Origin of the sequence: Limnohabitans sp. T6-20, from assembly GCF_003063505.1 — a bacterium.
Classification (GTDB): domain Bacteria; phylum Pseudomonadota; class Gammaproteobacteria; order Burkholderiales; family Burkholderiaceae_C; genus Limnohabitans_A.
Map to the genome: position 1 here is coordinate 433,186 of NZ_NERW01000002.1, position 21,569 is coordinate 454,754.

Genomic DNA, 21,569 nt, shown 5'->3' on the forward strand with positions numbered 1-21,569 from the left:
TGCGGAGTTTGAGCGGGCTTCATTGATTTCACTTCACTCATAACAAGGAGACAAACCATGAGTCAAAAAGTAGCTTACGTCACAGGTGGTATGGGCGGTATCGGTACCGCGATCTGCCAACGCCTTCACCAGGAGGGCTTCAAGGTCATCGCCGGTTGCGGCCCGACCCGTGACTACAACAAATGGCTGGACGAACAAAAAGCGCTGGGCTTCACTTTCTACGCATCGGTCGGCAACGTCGGTGACTGGGATTCCACGGTCGAGGCTTTTAGCAAAGCCAAAGCCGAGCACGGCAGCATTGATGTGCTGGTCAACAACGCCGGCATCACCAAGGACCGCATGTTCCTGAAGATGACGCGGGAAGATTGGCAAGCCGTCATGAACACCAACCTGGACTCCATGTTCAACGTGACCAAGCAAGTGGTTGCTGACATGGTGGAAAAAGGCTGGGGCCGCATCATCAACATCAGCTCGGTCAACGGTGAAAAAGGCCAGGCCGGCCAGACCAACTATTCGGCCGCCAAAGCCGGTATGCACGGTTTCTCGATGGCCTTGGCCCAAGAAATGGCCACCAAAGGCGTGACTGTGAACACGGTCTCACCCGGTTACATCGGCACCGACATGGTCAACGCCATCCGTCCTGATGTGCTTGAAAAGATCGTGGCCACCGTGCCCGTCAAGCGTTTGGGCAAGCCCAGCGAGATTGCCTCCATCATCGCCTGGATGGCGAGCGAAGATGGCGGTTACACCACAGGTGCCGACTTCGCCGTCAACGGTGGTTTGCACATGGGCTGATGCCTTTGCCTTTAGGCAAGATCAGACTGGGCATCGCCCACAAAAAAACCCGCCTCGGCGGGTTTTTTTGTGTCAGCGCGTCAGTGCGCCGTGGATTCAGTGGCCTGCTTGCTTGCCCACGCCCACCATCTGCATGGCCGAAGCGATCAGGCCCGACACCTCGGTCATGTTGCCGGGCACGATCAGCGTGGTTTTGGCGTCTTGCGCCACCTTGCCGTAGGCTTGTACCGCTTGTTCGGCGACTTTCAGCTGTACGGCTTGTTCGCCACCGGGCTGGCGTATGGCCGTGGCAATCCGTTCAATGGCTTGCGCAGTGGCGTTGGCCATTTCCATGATGGCAGCGGCATCGCCTTGCGCCTTGTTGATGGCGGCCTGTTTTTCGCCTTCAGAGCGGGCGATGAAGGCTTCGCGCTCGCCTGTGGCGATGTTGATCTGCTCCTGACGGCGACCTTCGGATGCCGCAATCAGGGCCCGTTTTTCGCGCTCAGCGGTGATCTGCGACTGCATGGCATGCAGAATTTCGTTCGGGGGCGTCAGGTCCTTGATTTCGTAGCGCAGCACTTTGACCCCCCAGTTCAGGGCCGCCTCGTCGATGGCCGCAACCACCTGCGCGTTGATGATGTCGCGCTCTTCAAAGGTCTTGTCCAGTTCCAGCTTGCCGATCACGCTGCGCAGGCTGGTTTGCGCCAGCTGCGTGACGGCCGTGATGTAGTTCGAGGACCCATAGCTGGCCAGTTTCGGGTCGGTCACCTGAAAGTACAGGATGCCGTCGACCTGCAATTGCGTGTTGTCACGCGTGATGCAAATCTGGCTGGGCACATCCAGTGGAATTTCTTTGAGGCTGTGCTTCTGGATCACGTTGTCTACAAACGGCACCACAAAGTTCAGGCCGGGGGTGAGGCTGGCGTGGTATTTGCCCAAACGCTCCACGACCCAAGCGTGCTGCTGCGGCACCACCTTGACCGTTTTGATGACGAACAAGACGGCAATGACCAGAAAAAGAATGGCGATTTCCATGTGAAGACTCCCTTTTTAAAAATGATGCTCAGATTTTTTCAAGCACCAGGCGGCTGCCTTGAATGCCTTGTATGCGGTGTGTACCGGGTGACGGTGTGTGAGCCGATGTGCAAACGGCTGTCCAGTTGGCCCCCCGGTGTTTGACCTGTGCAGTGCCGTTGGCATCCCAGGCGATCACTTCGACGGTTTCGCCGATGTCCAGGTGCAGCTCGGTCGGCACTTGAGCCTCGCGGCGCAGGCTTTTTTGCCGCCACAAGACGACCGCTGAGCCGCCAATCAGCGCCGCCGTCACCAGTTGGACGTTCAGCCCCATCCCCAAGTGGGCAGCCACCGCAGCTGCGGTGGCACCCATGGCCAGCATCAGCAAATAGAAGGTGCCGCTCATCAGCTCAGCGGCGACCAGCCCGCCTGTCACCAGCCACCAAATGCTTGTGTCGTTCATGCGTTCTCCCCGTTGTTGAATCTGTCCATGCGACATGCTACCTTTTTGCAAAGGACCTGACCTGCATGGACGCGCTTGGGCAAGGATAATCAGGCCTATGCAATTCCCCGATACTCAACGCTGGCGCCTGTCCGTTGCGCCCATGATGGACTGGTCAGATAGACATTGCAGGTTTCTTCATCGCCTGCTGACCCGCCACACCTTGCTCTACACCGAGATGGTGACCACGGGTGCTTTGCGCCACGGCAGTGTGCAGCGGCACCTGCGCTTCAACGCCGAAGAACACCCCGTGGCCCTGCAGCTGGGCGGCAGCGATGCGGCCGATTTGGCCCATGCCGCCAAGCTGGGGCAAGAGTGGGGTTACGACGAAATCAACCTGAACTGCGGCTGCCCCAGCGACCGCGTGCAGCGGGGCGTATTTGGCGCTTGCCTCATGAACGAGCCGCCCACCGTGGCCGATGGCGTCAAAGCCATGCTCGATGTGGTGGATGTGCCGGTGACGGTGAAGCACCGCATTGGCATCGACCGGATTGAAAGCTACGACTTCGTGCGCGATTTTGTGGGCACCGTCAGCGATGCCGGTTGCAAGGTGTTCATCGTGCACGCCCGCAATGCCTGGCTGGATGGTCTTTCTCCTAAAGAAAACCGCGAAATCCCGCCGCTGCGTTACGAATTGGCCTACCAGCTGAAGAAAGATTTTCCGGGGCTGGTGATTGCCGTGAACGGGGGCATCAAAACCAACGAAGAAATCGCCAGCCATTTGCAGCATGCAGACGGCGTGATGATCGGGCGCGAGGCTTATTACAACCCCTGGCTGCTTAGCACCTGGGATGCGGCCTTTTACGGTGAAGCCCAAGCCGAGATGTCCCGCGAAGCGGTGGAGGAGGCGATGGTGGCCTACATGGAACGCGCTTTTGCCGAAGATGGCTGTCCTTGGTACGCGATTGCGCGTCACATGCTGGGGCTTTACCACGGGCAACGTGGCGGACGTTTGTGGCGTCAAGTCTGGAGTGACCACAAACTCAAACCTTTGCCGCCGCGCGAAGTCTGGCAACTGGCCCGCGCCGCGCTGGCACGGGGCGCGGTGGTGAGCGACTGAGCTGCCACTGCTGGCCGCCAGACCACGCCCAGTGTTTCAGCCGGGCATGGCCTGGAGGGCAGAAAAATAAACGGTTCCTCGGGTCTCGGCAAATAGATCCAGCGTCAGCGTCAACGCGGCCTGCAAGACCAAGCCAACACCGATACCTGTTGCCAGGTCGTTGCGCTGTAAAAACGCAACCATGCCCAGCCCGACGATCAGCAGCAGCATTTCGACCCCCTTGTAGATCGAAAAGTTTTTCATAACCGTCTGCATTCGGCGGGTTTCTTGGGCCTTCAGTGCCGCAGGCTCAAGCTGCAGTTGAGCGCTCAGCGTGGCGAGCTGGGTGTCGGTCCGCAGGTAAATCGACACCCCCACCACCATTTGCATCAGCGCAATGAGCACCAACGGGTAGGCTATGGATTTGAGTCGATGACCGTTCATCCAGAGCCATGCGCTGAAGCCGATCGCCAACAGGCCCAAGGTGATGAAAATCACGCTTTCTTGCTTTTCTGCGCTGAAGTAGCTGCTCATGGGGTAGATCATGGTGCTGTTCTCACGCGAGGGGGCGGGTCAAAATTTTCACCACCTTGGTGGCCAGGTTGCGCGGCGTGAAGCGCATGCTTTGCGCCATGGCCCAGTTCATGAAGCCCGGTATATACACCCGCTGCCCGCGCTGCATGGCGCGGTAGCCCAAGGCGGCCACCTCTTGTGATGTGGGCAGCTTCTTGCCTTTGATCAGGGCCGAGTTGCCCAGCTGGGCCTTGTCCTGAAAACCCGAGGCCGTGGGGCCGGGGCACAGCGCGGTCACCGTGACGCCGGTGTCTTCCAGCTCGGATGCCAGGGCCTCTGAGAAGCTCAATACAAATGCTTTGGTGGCGTAGTAAACCGCCATATAGGGCCCAGGCTGAAAGGCCGCCGTGGACGCCGTGTTCAAAATCTTGCCGCGTGTTGCCAGCAAATCCGGCAAAAACAGCTTGCTCAACACCACCACCGCATTCATGTTCAGTTGCATCATGGCCAGTTCCGACGGCAGCGCCGTGTCCTTGAACTCGCCAAATGCGCCGTAGCCTGCGTTGTTGACCAAGGCACTCAAGACGATGCCTCGCGCCTGCATGTCAGCGTGCAGCTGCATTGCACCCGCATCGGTTTCGAGGTCTGCACCGATGACGGTGACCTGCACCTTGAACTGCTTTTGCAGATCATGGGCCAGGGCCTGCATTTTGGCCACGCTGCGGGCGGCCAGTACCAGCTGGTAGCCGTCTTGCGCAAAGTGATGGGCCAGCGCTTGGCCGATGCCTGAAGAGGCTCCGGTGATCAGCGCTGTTTTGTGGGGTGTGGGGTGCATGGTCATGGTGAATTACCGGGTTGTGGTTGTCAAAGAACGCATTGAAAACCCGGCACCTTGCTGCCATGTCAAGCGTTTTTTTTGACAAAGGCCATTCAAAATGTCTTGACCTGGTCCTGTGGTGCCAGGTTTAGGATGGGCTCAAACCCATGAAAACGCACACCACCGCCCATCCTTTCAAGACCTTGCAGACCACCAGCGCCTTGTGCCAATCAGCGGGCGTGACGCGTGGCCAATTGCGCTTGTATGAGGATGCGGGCTTGATTGCGCCCCACAGCCGAACCGAAGCCGGTTATCGCCAATACGGCAGTGACACGCTGGACCGGCTCAAGGCCATCCGGCATCTGAAAAGTCTTGGCTTCACCCTGGCCGAGATTGGGCTGCTGCTCCTCGAACGTGATCACGGCGCACTGGATGCGCCAGCGATAGAGCAATTGGCCGGTGCCGTTGTGGCCAAAATCGATGAGCGCATGGCCGCACTGCAAGTCATTCGCGGCTACGTGGCACCCGTTGCCTTGGGCGATATGCGTGTGCTGCAGGACGAAGATTGCAACTTTGTCCTGGCATTCCTGAGCGCCTTGTCCGCAGACTCCGCCAAGCGGCGCGCCTGAGCCTTGACGCGGCGCTGACCGCTTATTGCGCGGCCTGCAAGCCGTTCATGAAGTGCGCGGACATGCGCTCGGCGGCCACTTCGGGTTGGCGTGCGACCAACGCATGAACGATCTCGCGGTGCTCGGCCAAAGATTGCTCAATGCGGCCCTCTTTAAACAGGGAGCTGTGCCGGTTGAGCTTCATCACTTTGCGCAAATCGGCCACCATTTGGTCGCGCCAACGGTTATCGGCCAGCTCCAAAAGCAGCATGTGGAAGGCCTCGTTGATTTCAAAGAAGCGATCCCGGTCGTCCGTGGCCTGTTCCAGGTCTTGCTGCAAGGACTCGATTTGCTGGATTTGTGCGGCACTGGCGTTTTGGGCCACCACACGGGCGGCATCCGATTCGAGCAGGGCCAGCAGGTGGTACACGTCGCGCAGGTCTTTTTCGCTGACTTCGGTGACATAAGCACCCCGGCGAACCTTCATCGTCACCAGCCCTTCGGCGGCCAGCACTTTGAGGGCTTCGCGCAAGGGGGTGCGGCTGATGCCCAGGGCCTCGGCAATGCGCAATTCGTCGATCCAGCTGCCCGGTTCCAGCTCGCGCGCAAAAATCCGCTGTCGCAGGAGTTCAGCAACTTCTTCGTACAGAGCGCGGGGAGCAAGAGACAGAGCAGACATGCCCGAATTGTAAGCCGGTTAGAATATTCTGCATCAATAATTATGAATCACGGTACTTGTAAGCCGGTAGGCAGCCTGCAGCTGCCAAAATCCCAGCAAGTCACTTTTGTCTCGAAAGCACCGCGCCATGACGTCCAAATCCTTTGAATTCAATGCTTCCAACTTGGAAGCCTGGCAAAAAGCAGCCACCAAGTCAGCCCCCGGTGGCGATGTGTCTGCCCTGAACTGGAAAACACCCGACGGCATCATCGTCAAGCCGCTCTACACCGCTGAAGACACGGCCAACTTGCCCTACGCCAACACGCTGCCGGGCTTTGAGCCTTTCTTGCGCGGGCCGCAGGCCACCATGTACGCGGTGCGCCCCTGGACCATCCGGCAGTACGCGGGTTTCTCGACCGCTGAAGAGTCCAACGCCTTCTACCGCAAGGCCTTGGCTGCCGGCGGGCAAGGCGTTTCTGTCGCCTTTGACCTGGCCACACACCGCGGTTATGACTCCGATCACGCCCGTGTGACGGGCGATGTGGGCAAGGCCGGTGTGGCCATTGACTCGGTCGAGGACATGAAGATCCTGTTTGACCAGATTCCGTTGGACAAAGTCAGCGTCTCGATGACCATGAACGGCGCAGTGCTGCCGGTGCTGGCGGGCTACGTGGTCGCCGCCGAAGAGCAGGGCGTGAGCCAAGACAAATTGAGTGGAACGATTCAGAACGACATTCTGAAAGAGTTCATGGTGCGCAACACCTACATCTACCCGCCCGAGCCGTCGATGAAGATCATCGGCGACATCATCGAGTACACGGCCAAGAACATGCCGAAATTCAACTCGATCTCGATCTCGGGCTACCACATGCAAGAGGCCGGTGCCAACCAGGCGCTGGAAATGGCGTTCACGCTGGCCGACGGCAAGGAATACGTGAAGACCGCCATCGCCAAGGGCATGGACGTGGACGATTTCGCAGGCCGCCTGTCCTTCTTCTGGGCGGTGGGCATGAACTTCTATCTGGAAATCGCCAAGATGCGCGCCGCCCGTTTGCTGTGGTGCCGCATCATGAAGGGCTTTGACGCCAAAAACCCCAAGAGCCTGATGCTGCGCACGCACAGTCAGACCTCGGGCTGGTCGCTCACCGAGCAAGACCCCTACAACAACGTGGTGCGCACCACCATCGAAGCCATGGCGGCCGTGTTTGGCGGCACCCAGTCGCTGCACACCAACTCGTTCGACGAAGCGATTGCGCTGCCCACCGAATTCAGCTCGCGCATTGCCCGCAACACGCAGCTCATCATCCAGGAAGAAACCCACATCACCAACGTGATCGACCCTTGGGCGGGTTCTTTCATGATGGAAAGCCTGACCCAAGAGATGGCCGACAAAGCCTGGGCGATCATCGAAGAAGTCGAAGCCATGGGCGGCATGACCAAGGCCGTGGACAGCGGCTGGGCCAAGCTCAAGATCGAAGCGGCCGCCGCAGAAAAGCAGGCGCGCATCGATTCGGGCAAAGACGTGATCGTGGGCGTGAACAAATACAAGCTGGCCAAGGAAGACCCGATTGAGACCTTGTCGATCGACAACGTGCGCGTGCGCGATGGCCAGATCGAGCGTTTGGCCAAAATCCGCGCCACCCGCGACAGCGCGAAAGTGCAAGCCGCTTTGGACGCCTTGACCGCTTCGGCCGAATCGGGCCAAGGCAACTTGCTCGATTTGTCGATCCAGGCGGTGCGCCTGCGTGCCACGGTGGGTGAAATCTCCGATGCGCTTGAAAAAGTGTTTGGCCGCCACCGCGCTGACACACAAAAGGTGACGGGCGTGTATGCCGCCGCCTATGACGACGGTGACAACGTGGGAGACACCATGGAATACTGGAACCAGCTCAAAGCCGACATCGCCGCCTTTGCCGACGCCCAAGGCCGTCGCCCCCGCGTGATGATCTCCAAACTGGGCCAAGATGGTCACGACCGTGGGGCCAAAGTGGTCGCCACCGCCTTCGCCGACTTGGGCTTTGACGTGGACATGGGCCCGCTGTTCCAGACCCCCGAAGAGTGCGCTCGCCAGGCGATTGAAAACGACGTGCACGCCGTGGGCGTGTCCACGCTGGCTGCAGGCCACAAAACCCTGGTGCCCGCGATCATTGCCGAACTGAAGAAGCAGGGCGCCGACGACATCATCGTCTTCGTGGGCGGCGTGATCCCGCGCCAGGACTACGACATGCTCTATGAAGCGGGCGTCAAGGGCATCTACGGCCCTGGCACCCCGATCCCGGTCAGCGCCAAAGATGTGCTGGAGCAAATCAAAAAGGCGATCGGGTGAACCCTGCGCAGTTGCTTGACGGCCTGTTGCACGGCAACGCTGCGGTGCAGCGCCGCGCCATGGCCAAAGCCATCACGCTGCTCGAATCCAAGCGTGCGGACCACCGTGCGCTGGCCGACGAGCTGCTCACGGCCATGCTGCCGCACACCGGAAAGTCTTTCCGGCTGGGCATCAGCGGTGTGCCGGGCGTGGGCAAGTCCACTTTCATTGAAGCGCTGGGGTTGTACCTGATCGGCCAAGGCCACCGCGTGGCAGTGTTGGCGGTGGACCCGTCGAGCACGGTGTCGGGCGGTTCGATTCTGGGCGATAAAACACGCATGGAACACCTGAGTGTTCACGAGCAGGCCTACATCCGGCCCAGCCCCTCAAGCGGCACTTTGGGCGGTGTGGCCGAGAAAACCCGCGAATCCATGCTGGTGTGCGAAGCCGCTGGCTACGACGTGGTGATCGTCGAGACGGTGGGCGTGGGCCAAAGCGAAACCGCTGTGGCCAACATGACCGATATGTTTGTGCTGATGCAGCTGCCCAATGCGGGCGACGATTTGCAGGCCATCAAAAAAGGCGTGATGGAGATCGCCGATCTGGTGGTCATCAACAAGGCCGACATCGACGCCATCGCGGCCACCCGTGCTGAGCTTCAAATCACCAGCGCTTTGCAGCTCTTGGGCATGCATGGTGGTTCGGGCCATGCCCATGCAGACGCCACGCTGTGGCACCCCAAGGTGGTGCAGCTCAGTGCTTTGCTGGGGCAAGGTGTGGACAGCTTTTGGGCCGCCGTCAGCGAATTCAAGTCGCTGCAAACCCGCAACGGCCGATGGGCCAGTCGCCGACAGCACCAGGCCCTGTCCTGGATGTGGGAGCGCATCGACGCAGGCCTCAAACACAATTTTCGATCACAGCCGCGTGTGCAAACGCTGCTGCCCCAACTCAGCCAACAAGTCGCAGCAGGCCAATTGGCCGCCTCGACGGCTGCCCGTCAACTGCTCAGCGCTTATGAAACGAAAAGTCAAAGCGCAGGGTTAATTTGAAATCTTCCTGGAGAAAAGAGAGCCACCATGCAAGACATCATTGAACAACTGGAAAAAAAGCGCGCCGCGGCCCGCTTGGGCGGCGGGCAAAAGCGTATTGACGCGCAGCACGCCAAAGGCAAACTCACAGCGCGTGAGCGCATCGAAGTTCTGCTTGACGAAGGCACTTTCGAAGAGTGGGACATGTTCGTCGAGCACCGTTGCACCGACTTCGGCATGGAAGACAACAAGATCCCCGGTGACGGCGTGGTCACCGGCTACGGCATGATCAATGGCCGTTTGGTGTTCGTGTTCAGCCAGGACTTCACCGTTTATGGTGGCGCTTTGTCCGAGACACACGCCGAGAAGATTTGCAAGATCATGGACCAGGCGATGAAAGTCGGCGCACCCGTGATCGGCTTGAACGATTCGGGCGGTGCCCGTATCCAGGAAGGCGTGGCCTCGCTTGGCGGTTACGCCGATGTGTTCCAGCGCAACGTGATGGCCTCGGGCGTGGTGCCCCAGATCAGCATGATCATGGGCCCATCGGCCGGTGGCGCGGTCTATTCGCCAGCCCTGACCGACTTCATCTTCATGGTCAAGGACACGTCCTACATGTTTGTGACAGGCCCCGAAGTGGTCAAAACCGTGACCCACGAAGAAGTGACGGCCGAAGAGTTGGGTGGCGCTTTGACGCACACCACCAAGAGCGGTGTGGCCGACATGGCGTTCGAGAACGACGTCGAAGCGCTGTTGATGCTGCGACGCCTGTACAACTACCTGCCGCTGAACAACCGCGAAAAAGCGCCTGTGCGCGCGAGCGGTGACCCATCGGGTCGTCTGGACATGAGCCTGGACACGTTGGTGCCTGAGAACCCCAACAAAGCGTATGACATGAAGGAACTCATCGTCAAAACCGTGGACGATGGCGACTTCTTTGAGCTGCAACCCGACTACGCCAAAAACATCCTGATCGGCTTTGCCCGCATGGAAGGCCAAACCGTCGGCATCGTGGCTAACCAGCCTTTGGTGCTGGCCGGCTGCCTGGACATCAAGAGCTCCATCAAGGCGGCGCGTTTTGTGCGCTTCTGTGACGCTTTCAACATCCCCGTCATCACCTTTGTGGACGTGCCCGGCTTCATGCCCGGTACAAGCCAAGAGTTCGGCGGCATCATCAAGCACGGCGCCAAGCTGCTGTACGCGTACGCCGAGTGCACCGTGCCGAAAATCACCGTCATCACCCGCAAAGCCTACGGCGGTGCCTACGACGTGATGGCCTCCAAGCACTTGCGAGGCGACGTGAACTTTGCTTGGCCCAACGCAGAAATCGCGGTGATGGGAGCCAAGGGCGCGGTGGAAATCATCTTCCGCGAAGACAAAGGCGACCCCGAGAAACTGGCCGCCAAAGAAGCCGAATACAAAGCCCGTTTTGCCAACCCCTTTGTGGCAGGCGCACGCGGCTTCATCGACGACGTGATCCAACCGCACGAAACACGCAAGCGCATTTGCCGCTCGTTGGTCATGCTCAAAGACAAGAAGATTGAAAACCCATGGCGCAAGCACGGGAACATTCCGCTTTAAGCCCGAAGGAGAAGAAGAACATGTTTACCAAAATCCTGATTGCCAACCGTGGCGAAATTGCTTGCCGCGTCATCGCTACCGCTCAAAAAATGGGCATCCAAACCGTGGCGGTTTACTCTGAAGCCGACAAAGAAGCCCGCCATGTGATGCTGGCCGACGAGGCGGTGTTGATTGGCCCAGCGGCTTCGCGTGAGTCGTACCTGGTGGCCGACAAAATCATTGCCGCCGCCAAAGCCACCGGCGCACAAGCCATTCACCCCGGTTACGGTTTCCTGAGCGAAAACGCCGAGTTCTCCAAGCGCTGCGAAGACGAAGGCATTGCCTTCATCGGTCCACGCCACTTCTCGATTGCCGCCATGGGCGACAAGATCGAGTCCAAAAAGCTGGCCGGCGCTGCGGGCGTGAACTGCATTCCCGGTGTCAACGACGCGATTGAGACCGCTGAAAAAGCGGTCGAGATTGCCAAGGGCATTGGTTACCCGGTGATGATCAAGGCATCCGCCGGCGGCGGCGGTAAGGGCCTGCGTGTGGCGTTCAACGACAAGGAAGCCCTGGAAGGTTTCACGTCTTGCCGCAACGAAGCGCGCAACAGCTTTGGCGATGATCGCGTCTTCATCGAGAAGTTCGTCGAAGAGCCTCGCCACATCGAAATCCAGGTGCTGGGCGACAGCCACGGCAATGTGATTTATTTGAACGAACGCGAGTGCTCGATCCAGCGCCGTCACCAAAAGGTGATTGAAGAGGCACCATCGCCTTTCATCTCGGAGGCCACCCGCAAGGCCATGGGCGAGCAAGCGGTGCAACTGGCCAAGGCGGTGAAATACCAGTCGGCTGGTACGGTCGAATTTGTGGTCGGCAAAGACCAGAGCTTCTACTTCCTGGAGATGAACACCCGCTTGCAGGTGGAGCATCCCGTGACCGAAGCCATCACGGGCCTCGACTTGGTGGAGCAAATGATCCGTGTTGCGGCAGGTGAAAAACTGACGCTGACCCAAGCCGATGTGAAACGCAATGGCTGGGCGATCGAGTGCCGCATCAACGCCGAAGACCCGTTCCGCAACTTCTTGCCTTCGACCGGTCGTTTGGTGCGTTTTCAGACACCCAAACAAACCATGTTCCAGGCCAACACGGCGGACCTGTATGGCGTGCGTGTGGACACCGGTGTGCAAGACGGTGGCGAGATCCCGATGTTCTACGACTCGATGATCGCCAAGCTGATCGTGCACGGCAAAGATCGCAACGACGCGATTGCCAAAATGCGCGAAGCCCTGAACGGCTTTGTCATTCGCGGCATCAGCTCAAACATCCCTTTCCAGGCCGCTTTGTTGGCGCACCCCCGCTTTGTGTCGGGTGACTTCAACACGGGCTTCATTGCCGAGCAGTACAGCAAGGGCTTCCGCGCCGAAGACGTGCCGCACGACGACCACGACTTTTTGGCCGCATTGGCCGCCTTTGTGCGCCGCAAGTCTCGCGAACGCGCAGCCAACCTGAGCGGTCAGCTGCCCGGTTACGACGTCAAAATTGGCCAGGACTATGCCGTGGTCGAGTTGGGGCAGGGCGGCAACAACCGCTATGTGTCCGTGCATGTGGCTGAGTTCGCAGGCAAGCATGGCGTGGCGCAAATCACGGTGGAAGGCAAAACCTACGCCATCGAAAGCAACTCGCGCCTGAACGACATCCGCATCGAAGGCACTTGCAATGGCAAGCCCTTCACAGCGCAAATCGAACGTGGCACCCTGAAGAACCCGCTGGCCCTGCAAGTGCAACACAACGGCACCCGCATTGAGGCTTTGGTCATGTCGCCCCGCATGGCCGAGCTGCACAAGCTGATGCCTTACAAGGCACCGCCAGACCTGAGCCGCTTTGTGCTGTCGCCCATGCCCGGTTTGTTGGTCGAAGTTTCGGTCACGCCCGGTCAGAAGGTACAAGCCGGTGAACGCGTCGCTGTGATCGAAGCCATGAAGATGGAAAACGTGCTGTTTGCTTCGCAAGACGGCGTGGTCAAGCAAGTGGTGGCTGCCAAAGGCGAATCGCTGACGGTGGACCAGATGATTGTGGAGTTCGAATAAATGAGCATCCAACGCCCCTTCAAGGTGCTGGGCGTCCAGCAGATCGCCATTGGTGGGCCTGACAAAGGCCGCCTGCAAAAGCTCTGGGTCGACATGTTCGGCCTGGAGGTGACCGGCACCTTCAAAAGCGAACGCGAGAACGTGGACGAAGACATCTGCGCCATCGGCACCGGCCCCTTCAAGGTCGAGGTCGATCTGATGCAGCCGCTGGACCCCGAGAAAAAACCAGCGGTGCACACCACGCCGTTGAACCACATCGGTCTGTGGATCGACGACCTGCCGGTGGCCGTCGACTGGCTCACATCACAAGGCGTACGCTTTGCCCCGGGCGGTATCCGCAAGGGCGCGGCCGGTTTCGACATCACGTTTTTGCACCCCAAGGCGAACGAAGAGTTCCCGATTGGCGGCGAGGGCGTGTTGATCGAGCTGGTGCAAGCCCCTTTCGAGGTGGTTAACGCGTTTGCGGCTTTGGCAGCCAACAGCCATTGATTTGTTGTCGGTGCTTTCAGCCCCGACATCACCTTTAAAAAGCCCGTCAGGCTCCAGCTTGGCGGGCTTTTGCTTTGGCGAGTGCCGCTTCAATGATGGCGCGCTTGCGGTCCACTTCAGGGGCGTTTTCCGTGCCTTTGGTGTGCGCAGCCAGATCGGCCAGCTTGTGCTCGGCCTTGGCTTGCAATTGCTTTTGGTGCTCGGCTTCTTCGCGCACCAGGCGTTGCTGGCGCGAAGCATAGCGTTCGCGTGCGGTGTGGGCTTGGTCAACAGACCAGGCGGCCCAGCCGGTTTGCTCGCCGGTCACGTTCTCCAGCGCAATGCAGTCCACCGGGCACACCGGGATGCACAGTTCACACCCCGTGCACCAGGGCTCGATCACGGTGTGCATCAGCTTGTTGGCACCCAAAATCGCATCGGTCGGGCAAGCCTTGATGCACAGCGTGCAGCCGATGCACCAAGCCTCGTCAATGATGGCCACATGGCGTGGGCCTTCTGTGCCGTGCTCGGGGTTGAGTGGCACCACCGGCTGGCCCGTCAGGGTGGCCAAGCGCTCGATGCCTGCTTGGCCGCCGGGTGGGCATTGGTTGATGGGGGCTTGCCCCTCGGCCATGGCGCGTGCGTAACTGGCGCAATCCGGAAAGCCGCAGCGGGTGCACTGCGTCTGTGGCAGGGCATCGTTCAGCCATAGAAAAAGCGCCTGGGTCTCAGGCGCTGTTTTGGACGAAGCGGGCATGGGCCTCAGGCTTTTTGCTTCGGTTGGACCCAGCTGGTCTTCACCGCTGCGCCAGTTTTGCTGGCCGCTGCAGATTTGCGGGGCGCTTTGGCGACCACCTTGGCTGCGGGCTTGGCGACGGCTTTCACAGCCGCTTTGGCGGGTGCTTTCTCTGCAGACTTGACCACTGCCAGCTTGACTGCCGCAGGTGCAGCTTTCGGCGCAGCAGCAGATGCCGTTTTGGTCGCAGTTTTTGCATGGCTCAAAATGAACTTGACCACTTGCGGGTAAACCACCGAGCGCCAGCGGCTGCCGCTGAAAATGCCGTAGTGACCAGCACCAGGCACTTCCAGGTGCAAGCGGTCATGGGACGCAACACCGGTGCACATGTCTTGGGCGGCACGGGTCTGGCCCGAGCCCGAGATGTCGTCCAACTCGCCTTCAACAGTCATCAAGGCGGTGCCTTTGATGTCTTGCGGGCGCACGCGTTCCACCTTGCCATCCACGCCCTTGACGTCCCAAGTGCCGTTGACCAGTTTGAAGTCTTGGAAAACTGTGGCGATGGTTTCCAGGTAGTAGTCGGCGTCCATGTCGAGCACGGCGTTGTACTCGTCGTAGAACTTGCGGTGGGCTTCGGCGCTGGCGTCGTCACCCTTGATCAGGTCCTTGAAGTAGTCGTAATGGCTGGTGGCGTGACGGTCGGGGTTCATGGCCACGAAGCCGGTGTATTGCAAAAAGCCAGGGTATACGCGACGGCCTGCACCCGGGAAGTTGGCCGGGACGCGGTAGATCACATTGTTCTCGAACCACTCAAAGCTCTTGTTGGTGGCCAGGTTGTTCACCGATGTGGGCGACTTGCGGGCATCGATCGGGCCGCCCATCATGGTCATGGTCAGCGGAGTCTTCTCGCCACGGCTGGCCATGAGCGACACGGCGGCCAAGACCGGCACGGTGGGTTGGCAAACGCTCACCACATGGCAGTTGCCATAGATGGATTGCAGGTGGCGGATGAATTCCTGCACGTAGTTGATGTAGTCGTCGAGGTGGAATTCACCTTCGGACAGGGGCACCAAGCGGGCGTTTTTCCAGTCGGTGATGTAGACCTTGTGGTCTTGCAGCATGGTGCGCACGGTGTCGCGCAGCAAGGTGGCGTAGTGGCCCGACAAGGGCGCCACGATCAGCACAACGGGCTGCGTTTTCAATTGCGTCAAAGTGGCAGGATCGTCCGAAAAACGCTTGAAACGGCGCAATTCGCAAAAAGGCTTGTCAATCTCGATGCGCTCATGGATGGCCACATCGGTCTTGTTGACCTTGACGGTCTTGATGCCGAACTCTGGCTTTTCGTAGTCCTTGCCCAGGCGGTGCATCAGGGCATAGCCTGCAGACGTGCGCTGGGCCAGAGGTGTTTGAGACATGGGGTTCAGCGGGTTGCTGTACAGCTTGGCTGCCGCCTGTGCCAGATCGGAAAAGGGTTCCATGATCGAGCGTTGTGTTTCGAAGATCTGGTAGAGCATGTGACAGTTTCCCTGGGGGTGCAACAAATGGTGCGGTGCAGCAATACTACAGGACGCTGCCGGGTATTTTTGGAGTAATGACCCTAATCGACAGTCACATTCCGGACCGTCCAAAAAGAAACCGCCCCGTCAGGGGCGGTTGAAAGCTTGACGTCAGCCGATTTAAATCACTTTGGCGATCGCTGCGCAAACGTAGTCGATGTTTTTGCTGTTCAGCGCAGCCACGCACATGCGGCCAGTGTCGGTGCCGTACACACCAAACTCGTTGCGCAGGCGGACCATTTGGTCTTTGGTCAGGCCCGAGTAGCTGAACATGCCGATCTGGCTGGTGATGAAGCTCATGTCTTGCTTCACGCCAGCCGCTTTGAGGCTGTCCACCAGTTTTTGGCGCATGGCTTTGATGCGCACACGCATTTCGGCCAATTCGCTTTCCCACTGTGCACGCAGCTCGGGGTTGTTCAACACAGCCGCCACCACCGCGCCACCGTGGATGGGCGGGTTGGAGTAATTGGTGCGGATCGCGATTTTCAGTTGCGACAGCACGCGAGACGCTTCTTCTTTGTCCGAAGCGACGACCGACAGGGCACCCACGCGCTCACCGTAGAGGCTAAAGCTCTTGGAGAACGAGGTGGACACGAAGATGTTCAGGCCAGCGGCCACGAACTTGCCGATCACCGCGCCGTCTTCGGCGATGCCGTGGCCAAAGCCCTGGTAAGCCATGTCCAGGAATGCGGTCAGGCCCTTGGCTTTGACCACCGCAATGACTTGGTCCCACTGGGCGTTGGTGATGTCGTAGCCGGTCGGGTTGTGGCAGCAAGCGTGCAACACCACGATGGTGCCCGCGGCCGCAGCGTTCAGGCTGGCCAACATGCCTTCGAAGTTGACGCCGCGCTTTTCGGCGTCGTAATAAGCGTAAGAGCCCACTTCAAAACCAGCGTTCACAAAAATGGCGCGGTGGTTTTCCCAGCTGGGGTCTGAAATCAGGACTTTGGCGTTGGGGCTGACTTTCTTCAAGAAGTCGGCACCGATTTTCAGGCCGCCCGTGCCGCCAATGGCCTGCACGGTGGACACGCGGCCGGACTTGACCACGTCGGAGTCGGCACCAAACACCAGCGCCTTGACTGCGTTGTCGTAGGCCACGATGCCGTCAATCGGCAGGTAGCCACGGGCGGTGGGGGTGGCCATCATGGTTTTTTCAGCGGCCTGCACGCACTGCAGCAGTGGCAGTTTGCCGTTGTCGTCGAAGTACACGCCCACGCCCAGGTTCACTTTGTTGGGGTTGGTGTCGGCATTGAATTGCTCGTTCAGACCCAGGATCGGGTCGCGGGGGGCCATTTCGACGGCGGAAAACAGAGACATGGAAAGTCCTTGGATTGTGTTCAGTGGTGGCAGGAAACCCGTTCCTCGGTTAGGCTTTCGGGTTGTCCCTGATTTTAACGGCCCTGGCCGCCTGGTTTTGCCAGAGCCTGTTTCCCAAAGATGTCCACCTTGACCGAAGTCTCCGTTGTTGAAGCTGTCCCCGGTGCTGATAAACCTGCCGAAGGCCAGTTTGTCAGCTACCCCGGCTCGCCCTTTGAGTTGTTCCAGCCTTACCCGCCAGCAGGCGACCAGCCTGTGGCCATTGAGCAGCTGGTCGAGGGTGTGCACGACGGCGAGGTGTTCCAGACCCTGTTGGGCGTGACGGGTTCGGGCAAGACCTTCACCATGGCCAATGTGATCGCCCAGCTGGGGCGGCCGGCCATTGTGTTTGCGCCCAACAAGACGCTGGCGGCGCAGCTGTACAGCGAGTTTCGCGAGTTTTTCCCCAAGAACGCGGTGGAGTATTTCGTCAGCTACTACGACTATTACCAGCCCGAGGCCTATGTGCCGCAGCGCGACTTGTTCATCGAAAAAGACTCGGCGATCAACGAGCACATCGAGCAGATGCGCCTGTCGTGTACCAAAAGCATCATGGAGCGGCGCGATGTGGTGATCGTGGCGACCGTCTCAGCCATCTATGGCATTGGTGAGCCCGAGAGCTACCACCGCATGATCATGACGCTGCGCACCGGCGACAAGCTGGGCCAGCGCGATGTGATCGCCCAGCTGATCCGCATGCAGTACCAGCGCAACGACATGGAGTTCAGCCGGGGCAAGTTCCGCGTTCGGGGCGACACGATTGACGTGTTTCCGGCCGAGCACTCCGAGCTGGCCATCCGCATTGAGTTGTTCGACGACGAGATCGAGAGCCTGCAGCTGTTTGACCCACTGACAGGGCGCATTCGGCAAAAGATCCCGCGTTTCACGGTTTATCCGTCCAGCCACTATGTGACGCCGCGCGACAAAGTGTTGGCCGCGGTGGAGACCATCAAGGTGGAGCTGGCTCAGCGCCTCAAAGAATTGGTCGGCATGGGCAAGCTTGTCGAAGCTCAGCGGCTGGAGCAGCGCACCCGGTTCGATCTGGAAATGCTGTCCGAAGTCGGTCATTGCAAGGGCATTGAAAACTACACCCGGCATCTGTCAGGCGCGGCCCCTGGCGATCCGCCCAGCACGCTGACCGACTACATGCCTGCCGACGCCATCATGTTTTTGGACGAGAGCCACCAGATGATCGGCCAGCTGAACGCCATGTACAACGGCGACAAGGCGCGCAAGACCACGCTGGTGGAGTACGGCTTTCGCCTGCTCAGCGCGCTGGACAACCGGCCGCTCAAGTTCGAAGAATTTGAAAAACGCATGCGCCAGTGCATTTTTGTGTCGGCCACACCGGCTGACTATGAAAAGACGCACTCGGGCAAAGTGGTCGAGCAGGTGGTGCGGCCCACCGGATTGGTCGACCCGCAGGTTGAAGTGCGTCCCGCCACCCACCAAGTCGACGATGTGCTGCAAGAAATCCGCATCCGTGTCGACAAGCACGAGCGCGTGCTGATCACCACGCTGACCAAGCGCATGGCCGAGCAACTGACCGATTATTTGAGTGACAACGGTGTGAAAGTGCGCTACCTGCACAGCGATGTGGACACCGTGGAGCGGGTGGAAATCCTGCGCGATCTGCGTCTGGGTGCATTCGATGTGCTGGTGGGCATCAACTTGCTGCGCGAGGGGCTGGACATTCCCGAGGTGTCGCTGGTGGCCATTCTGGACGCCGACAAAGAGGGCTTTTTGCGTGCCGAGCGAAGCTTGATCCAGACCATTGGCCGTGCGGCGCGTAACCTGAATGGTCGGGCCATTTTGTACGCCGATCGCATCACCGAGTCGATGAAAAAAGCCATGGGTGAGACCGAGCGGCGGCGCATCAAGCAGCTCGCACACAACGAGGCCATGGGCATCACGCCCAAGAGCATTGTCAAAAAGGTCAAGGACCTGATCGATGGCGTTTACAGCGAAAAGTCGGGCAAAGAGGCCGATCGCCTGGAGCAGGCCGCGCTGCAAAAAGCCAAGGTCGAGGACATGAGCGAGAAAGACATCGCTCGGGCGATCAAGCAGCTCGAAAAGCAGATGATGGAACACGCCCGCAACTTGGAGTTTGAAAAAGCGGCGCAGGTGCGTGACCAGCTGACGATTCTGAAAGAGCAGGCCTTCGGTGCCACGGGTGGCGACAACATCGTGCCCCTGATCCGGGCTTAAGAAGTCAGTGAATGACCCTATAACCCGAGCGATTTGATCGGGATTGCGTTATACTTGACTCGTTTAGTCGGGAACCCGTTTCAGCGGGTCAAGACTGAGTTTCCACCCACTTCAGGAGCCTGCCATGCGTTTAACCACCAAAGGCCGTTTTGCCGTCACCGCCATGATCGATCTGGCTTTGCGTCAAGACGCAGGCCCCGTCACTTTGGCCGCGATCAGCCAGCGCCAACAAATTTCACTGTCTTATTTAGAGCAGTTGTTTGGCAAGTTGCGCCGCCACAACCTGGTCGAGTCCACCCGTGGCCCCGGCGGCGGCTACACCCTGGGCCGCAAATCCACCGACATCACTGTGGCCGACATCATTTTGTCGGTCGACGAGCCCATCGACGCCACCCACTGCGGCGGCAAGGAAAACTGCAATGGCGGCGATGGCCGCTGCATGACGCACGACTTGTGGGCCTCGCTGAACTCCAAAATGGTCGAATTCCTCGACTCTGTTTCGCTGCAAAAACTGGTGGATGACCAATTGGCCAAGGGTCTGGTGGTCGAGTCCAAGCCCAACATCAAACGGGCTATTTCACCCATGCCGGTGGTCAAGCCCATCCGCGTGACGGGCCCTAACTCGGTTTTTGAGTTGGGCACTGTGTTTGCCAAATCCTGATCATTTCAAAGAAGTCTTCACCATGACCACGCCACATTTCCCCATTTACCTTGACTACGGTGCAACCAACCCCTGCGACCCCCGCGTGGTGGACGCCATCATTCCCTGGTTGCGTGAGCACTTTGGCAACCCCGCATCGCGCACCCACGCCTGGGGCTGGGAAGCCGAAGCTGCCGTCGAAAAAGCCCGCGAGCAAGTGGCCGATCTGATCGGTGCCGACTCGCGCGAAATCGTCTGGACCAGCGGTGCCACCGAGTCCAACAACCTGGCCATCAAAGGCGCAGCGCACTTTTACAAGTCTCGCGGCAAGCACTTAATCACCGTCAAGACCGAACACAAGGCCGTGCTCGACACCATGCGCGAGTTGGAGCGTCAGGGCTTTGAAGTGACTTACCTCGATGTGCAGGACGATGGTTTGCTGAGCATGGACGCGCTCAAGGCCGCGATTCGCCCCGACACCATTTTGATCAGCGTGATGTTCGTGAACAACGAAATCGGCGTGATCCAGGACGTGACCGCCATTGGTAATCTGAGCCGCGAAAAAGGCATCATCTTCCACGTCGATGCGGCCCAGGCCACCGGCAAGGTCGAGATCGACATGACCCAGTTGCCCATCGACCTGATGAGCCTGGCCTCGCATAAGACCTATGGCCCCAAGGGCATTGGCGCTTTGTATGTGCGCCGCAAGCCCCGCATTCGCCTGGAAGCGCAAATGCACGGCGGTGGCCACGAGCGCGGCATGCGCTCGGGCACTCTGCCCACTCACCAGTGCGTGGGCATGGGCGAGGCGTTCCGCATCGCCAAGCTGGAGATGGCCCAGGACAACGCCAAAGCGCGTGCCCTGCACGACCGCCTGATTAATGGCCTGAGTGACATGGAACAGGTGTTTTTGAACGGCCACGCCACCCAGCGCGTGCCGCACAACATCAATATGAGCTTCAACTTCGTCGAAGGCGAGTCGCTGATCATGGGCATCAAGGGTCTGGCGGTGTCGTCCGGTTCGGCCTGCACCTCGGCCAGCTTGGAGCCCAGCTATGTGTTGCGTGCCTTGGGCCGCAGCGACGAGTTGGCGCACAGCAGCCTTCGCTTGACGATTGGCCGCTGGACCACCGAAGAAGACATCGACTACGCGATCAAAACCATCCGCGAGAACGTGGCCAAGTTGCGCGAACTCAGCCCACTTTGGGAAATGCACCAAGACGGCATCGACTTGAGCACCATCCAATGGGCCGCTCACTGAGTCGAACACCTTCAATCGCACATTGCCTGAATACGGAGAAAACACCATGGCTTATTCTGAAAAAGTGGTTGACCACTACGAAAACCCCCGCAACGTGGGCTCTTTTGACAAGGGCGACGACAGCGTGGGCACCGGCATGGTCGGCGCGCCCGCTTGCGGCGACGTGATGAAGCTGCAGATCAAGGTCAACCCCACAACGGGCGTGATCGAAGACGCACGCTTCAAGACCTACGGTTGCGGCTCGGCCATTGCGTCCAGCTCACTCGTCACCGAGTGGGTCAAGGGCAAGACGCTTGACGAAGCAGCGGCTCTGAAGAACAGCCAGATCGCCGAAGAGCTGGCGCTGCCGCCCGTCAAGATTCACTGCTCCATCCTGGCCGAAGACGCCATCAAGGCCGCCGTGGACGACTACAAAAAGAAACACCTGAACTGA

The 21,569-nt window shown here is 59.4% G+C and carries 20 protein-coding genes; 12 read left to right on the forward strand and 8 right to left on the reverse strand.

Annotation, left to right across the window (positions count from 1 at the left end; genetic code table 11):
• Positions 1–57 precede the first annotated feature (57 nt).
• Entirely contained in the window at positions 58–795 is a 738-nt protein-coding gene (gene phbB, locus B9Z33_RS08350) for an acetoacetyl-CoA reductase (protein ID WP_108286555.1), read from the forward strand.
• A gap of 96 nt (positions 796–891) precedes the next feature.
• Here the strand turns inward: phbB and B9Z33_RS08355 are convergent, their stop codons facing one another.
• Positions 892–1,812 carry an SPFH domain-containing protein gene (locus tag B9Z33_RS08355; RefSeq protein WP_108286556.1) on the reverse strand — a complete coding sequence of 307 codons (921 nt, stop codon included), beginning with the start codon at positions 1,810–1,812 and terminating at the stop codon, positions 892–894.
• A 28-nt stretch (positions 1,813–1,840) separates the two neighbouring features.
• Positions 1,841–2,254 carry an NfeD family protein gene (locus B9Z33_RS08360; RefSeq protein ID WP_108286557.1) on the reverse strand — a complete coding sequence of 138 codons (414 nt, stop codon included), beginning with the start codon at positions 2,252–2,254 and terminating at the stop codon, positions 1,841–1,843.
• Positions 2,255–2,351: 97 nt separating this feature from the next.
• Here B9Z33_RS08360 and dusA point away from each other — a divergent pair, with 97 nt between their 5' ends.
• Positions 2,352–3,353 carry a tRNA dihydrouridine(20/20a) synthase DusA gene (gene dusA / locus B9Z33_RS08365; RefSeq protein ID WP_108286558.1) on the forward strand — a complete coding sequence of 334 codons (1,002 nt, stop codon included), beginning with the start codon at positions 2,352–2,354 and terminating at the stop codon, positions 3,351–3,353.
• Between the two features lie 36 nt (positions 3,354–3,389).
• On the opposite strand, the gene B9Z33_RS08370 is transcribed toward dusA, so the two are convergent.
• Together B9Z33_RS08370 and B9Z33_RS08375 are read right to left on the reverse strand one after the other, a co-directional pair.
• Positions 3,390–3,878: a hypothetical protein gene (locus tag B9Z33_RS08370; protein WP_108286559.1), complete on the reverse strand. Its 489-nt coding sequence runs from the start codon at positions 3,876–3,878 to the stop codon at positions 3,390–3,392.
• A gap of 10 nt (positions 3,879–3,888) precedes the next feature.
• Entirely contained in the window at positions 3,889–4,686 is a 798-nt protein-coding gene (locus B9Z33_RS08375) for an SDR family oxidoreductase (protein WP_233252772.1), read from the reverse strand.
• A gap of 143 nt (positions 4,687–4,829) precedes the next feature.
• Here B9Z33_RS08375 and B9Z33_RS08380 point away from each other — a divergent pair, with 143 nt between their 5' ends.
• Positions 4,830–5,291 (forward strand): MerR family transcriptional regulator, encoded by a 462-nt coding sequence (locus tag B9Z33_RS08380; protein ID WP_108286560.1) that lies wholly within the window; start codon positions 4,830–4,832, stop codon positions 5,289–5,291.
• A 22-nt stretch (positions 5,292–5,313) separates the two neighbouring features.
• Here the strand turns inward: B9Z33_RS08380 and B9Z33_RS08385 are convergent, their stop codons facing one another.
• Positions 5,314–5,949, reverse strand: a complete 636-nt coding sequence (locus tag B9Z33_RS08385; RefSeq protein ID WP_108286561.1) for a GntR family transcriptional regulator — start codon at positions 5,947–5,949, stop codon at positions 5,314–5,316.
• A gap of 127 nt (positions 5,950–6,076) precedes the next feature.
• Between B9Z33_RS08385 and scpA the strand changes: the two genes are divergently transcribed.
• The 5 genes from scpA to B9Z33_RS08410 are packed head-to-tail and all read left to right on the forward strand — an operon-like array spanning position 6,077 to position 13,400.
• The gene (gene scpA / locus B9Z33_RS08390) at positions 6,077–8,254 is read left to right on the forward strand and encodes a methylmalonyl-CoA mutase (protein ID WP_108286562.1); all 2,178 of its coding nucleotides are present in this window, start codon (positions 6,077–6,079) and stop codon (positions 8,252–8,254) included.
• Positions 8,251–9,282, forward strand: a complete 1,032-nt coding sequence (gene meaB, locus B9Z33_RS08395; protein ID WP_108286563.1) for a methylmalonyl Co-A mutase-associated GTPase MeaB — start codon at positions 8,251–8,253, stop codon at positions 9,280–9,282. The genes scpA and meaB overlap by 4 nt, the downstream gene beginning before the upstream one ends.
• A 27-nt stretch (positions 9,283–9,309) precedes the next feature.
• On the forward strand, positions 9,310–10,842 hold the full coding sequence (locus B9Z33_RS08400; protein ID WP_108286564.1) for an acyl-CoA carboxylase subunit beta: 1,533 nt from the start codon (positions 9,310–9,312) through the stop codon (positions 10,840–10,842).
• A gap of 20 nt (positions 10,843–10,862) precedes the next feature.
• The gene (locus B9Z33_RS08405) at positions 10,863–12,911 is read left to right on the forward strand and encodes an acetyl/propionyl/methylcrotonyl-CoA carboxylase subunit alpha (protein ID WP_108286565.1); all 2,049 of its coding nucleotides are present in this window, start codon (positions 10,863–10,865) and stop codon (positions 12,909–12,911) included.
• Positions 12,912–13,400 carry a VOC family protein gene (locus tag B9Z33_RS08410; RefSeq protein WP_108286566.1) on the forward strand — a complete coding sequence of 163 codons (489 nt, stop codon included), beginning with the start codon at positions 12,912–12,914 and terminating at the stop codon, positions 13,398–13,400.
• A gap of 46 nt (positions 13,401–13,446) precedes the next feature.
• On the opposite strand, the gene rsxB is transcribed toward B9Z33_RS08410, so the two are convergent.
• The 3 genes from rsxB to B9Z33_RS08425 form a co-directional block, all read right to left on the reverse strand.
• The gene (gene rsxB / locus B9Z33_RS08415; protein WP_108286567.1) at positions 13,447–14,136 is read right to left on the reverse strand and encodes an electron transport complex subunit RsxB; all 690 of its coding nucleotides are present in this window, start codon (positions 14,134–14,136) and stop codon (positions 13,447–13,449) included.
• A 5-nt stretch (positions 14,137–14,141) separates the two neighbouring features.
• A complete protein-coding gene (locus B9Z33_RS08420) occupies positions 14,142–15,629 on the reverse strand; it encodes a polyhydroxyalkanoate depolymerase (protein ID WP_108286568.1) in 1,488 nt (495 codons plus the stop codon).
• Positions 15,630–15,791: 162 nt separating this feature from the next.
• On the reverse strand, positions 15,792–16,988 hold the full coding sequence (locus tag B9Z33_RS08425; protein WP_108286569.1) for an amino acid aminotransferase: 1,197 nt from the start codon (positions 16,986–16,988) through the stop codon (positions 15,792–15,794).
• Positions 16,989–17,108: 120 nt separating this feature from the next.
• Between B9Z33_RS08425 and uvrB the strand changes: the two genes are divergently transcribed.
• From uvrB to iscU, 4 genes are all read left to right on the forward strand, one after another.
• On the forward strand, positions 17,109–19,235 hold the full coding sequence (uvrB, locus tag B9Z33_RS08430; RefSeq protein ID WP_108286570.1) for an excinuclease ABC subunit UvrB: 2,127 nt from the start codon (positions 17,109–17,111) through the stop codon (positions 19,233–19,235).
• A gap of 124 nt (positions 19,236–19,359) precedes the next feature.
• Entirely contained in the window at positions 19,360–19,896 is a 537-nt protein-coding gene (gene iscR, locus B9Z33_RS08435) for a Fe-S cluster assembly transcriptional regulator IscR (RefSeq protein WP_108286571.1), read from the forward strand.
• Positions 19,897–19,918: 22 nt separating this feature from the next.
• Positions 19,919–21,136, forward strand: coding sequence for an IscS subfamily cysteine desulfurase (locus B9Z33_RS08440; RefSeq protein ID WP_108287061.1), 1,218 nt, complete (start codon positions 19,919–19,921; stop codon positions 21,134–21,136).
• A 46-nt stretch (positions 21,137–21,182) separates the two neighbouring features.
• Positions 21,183–21,569, forward strand: a complete 387-nt coding sequence (gene iscU, locus B9Z33_RS08445; RefSeq protein WP_062405706.1) for a Fe-S cluster assembly scaffold IscU — start codon at positions 21,183–21,185, stop codon at positions 21,567–21,569.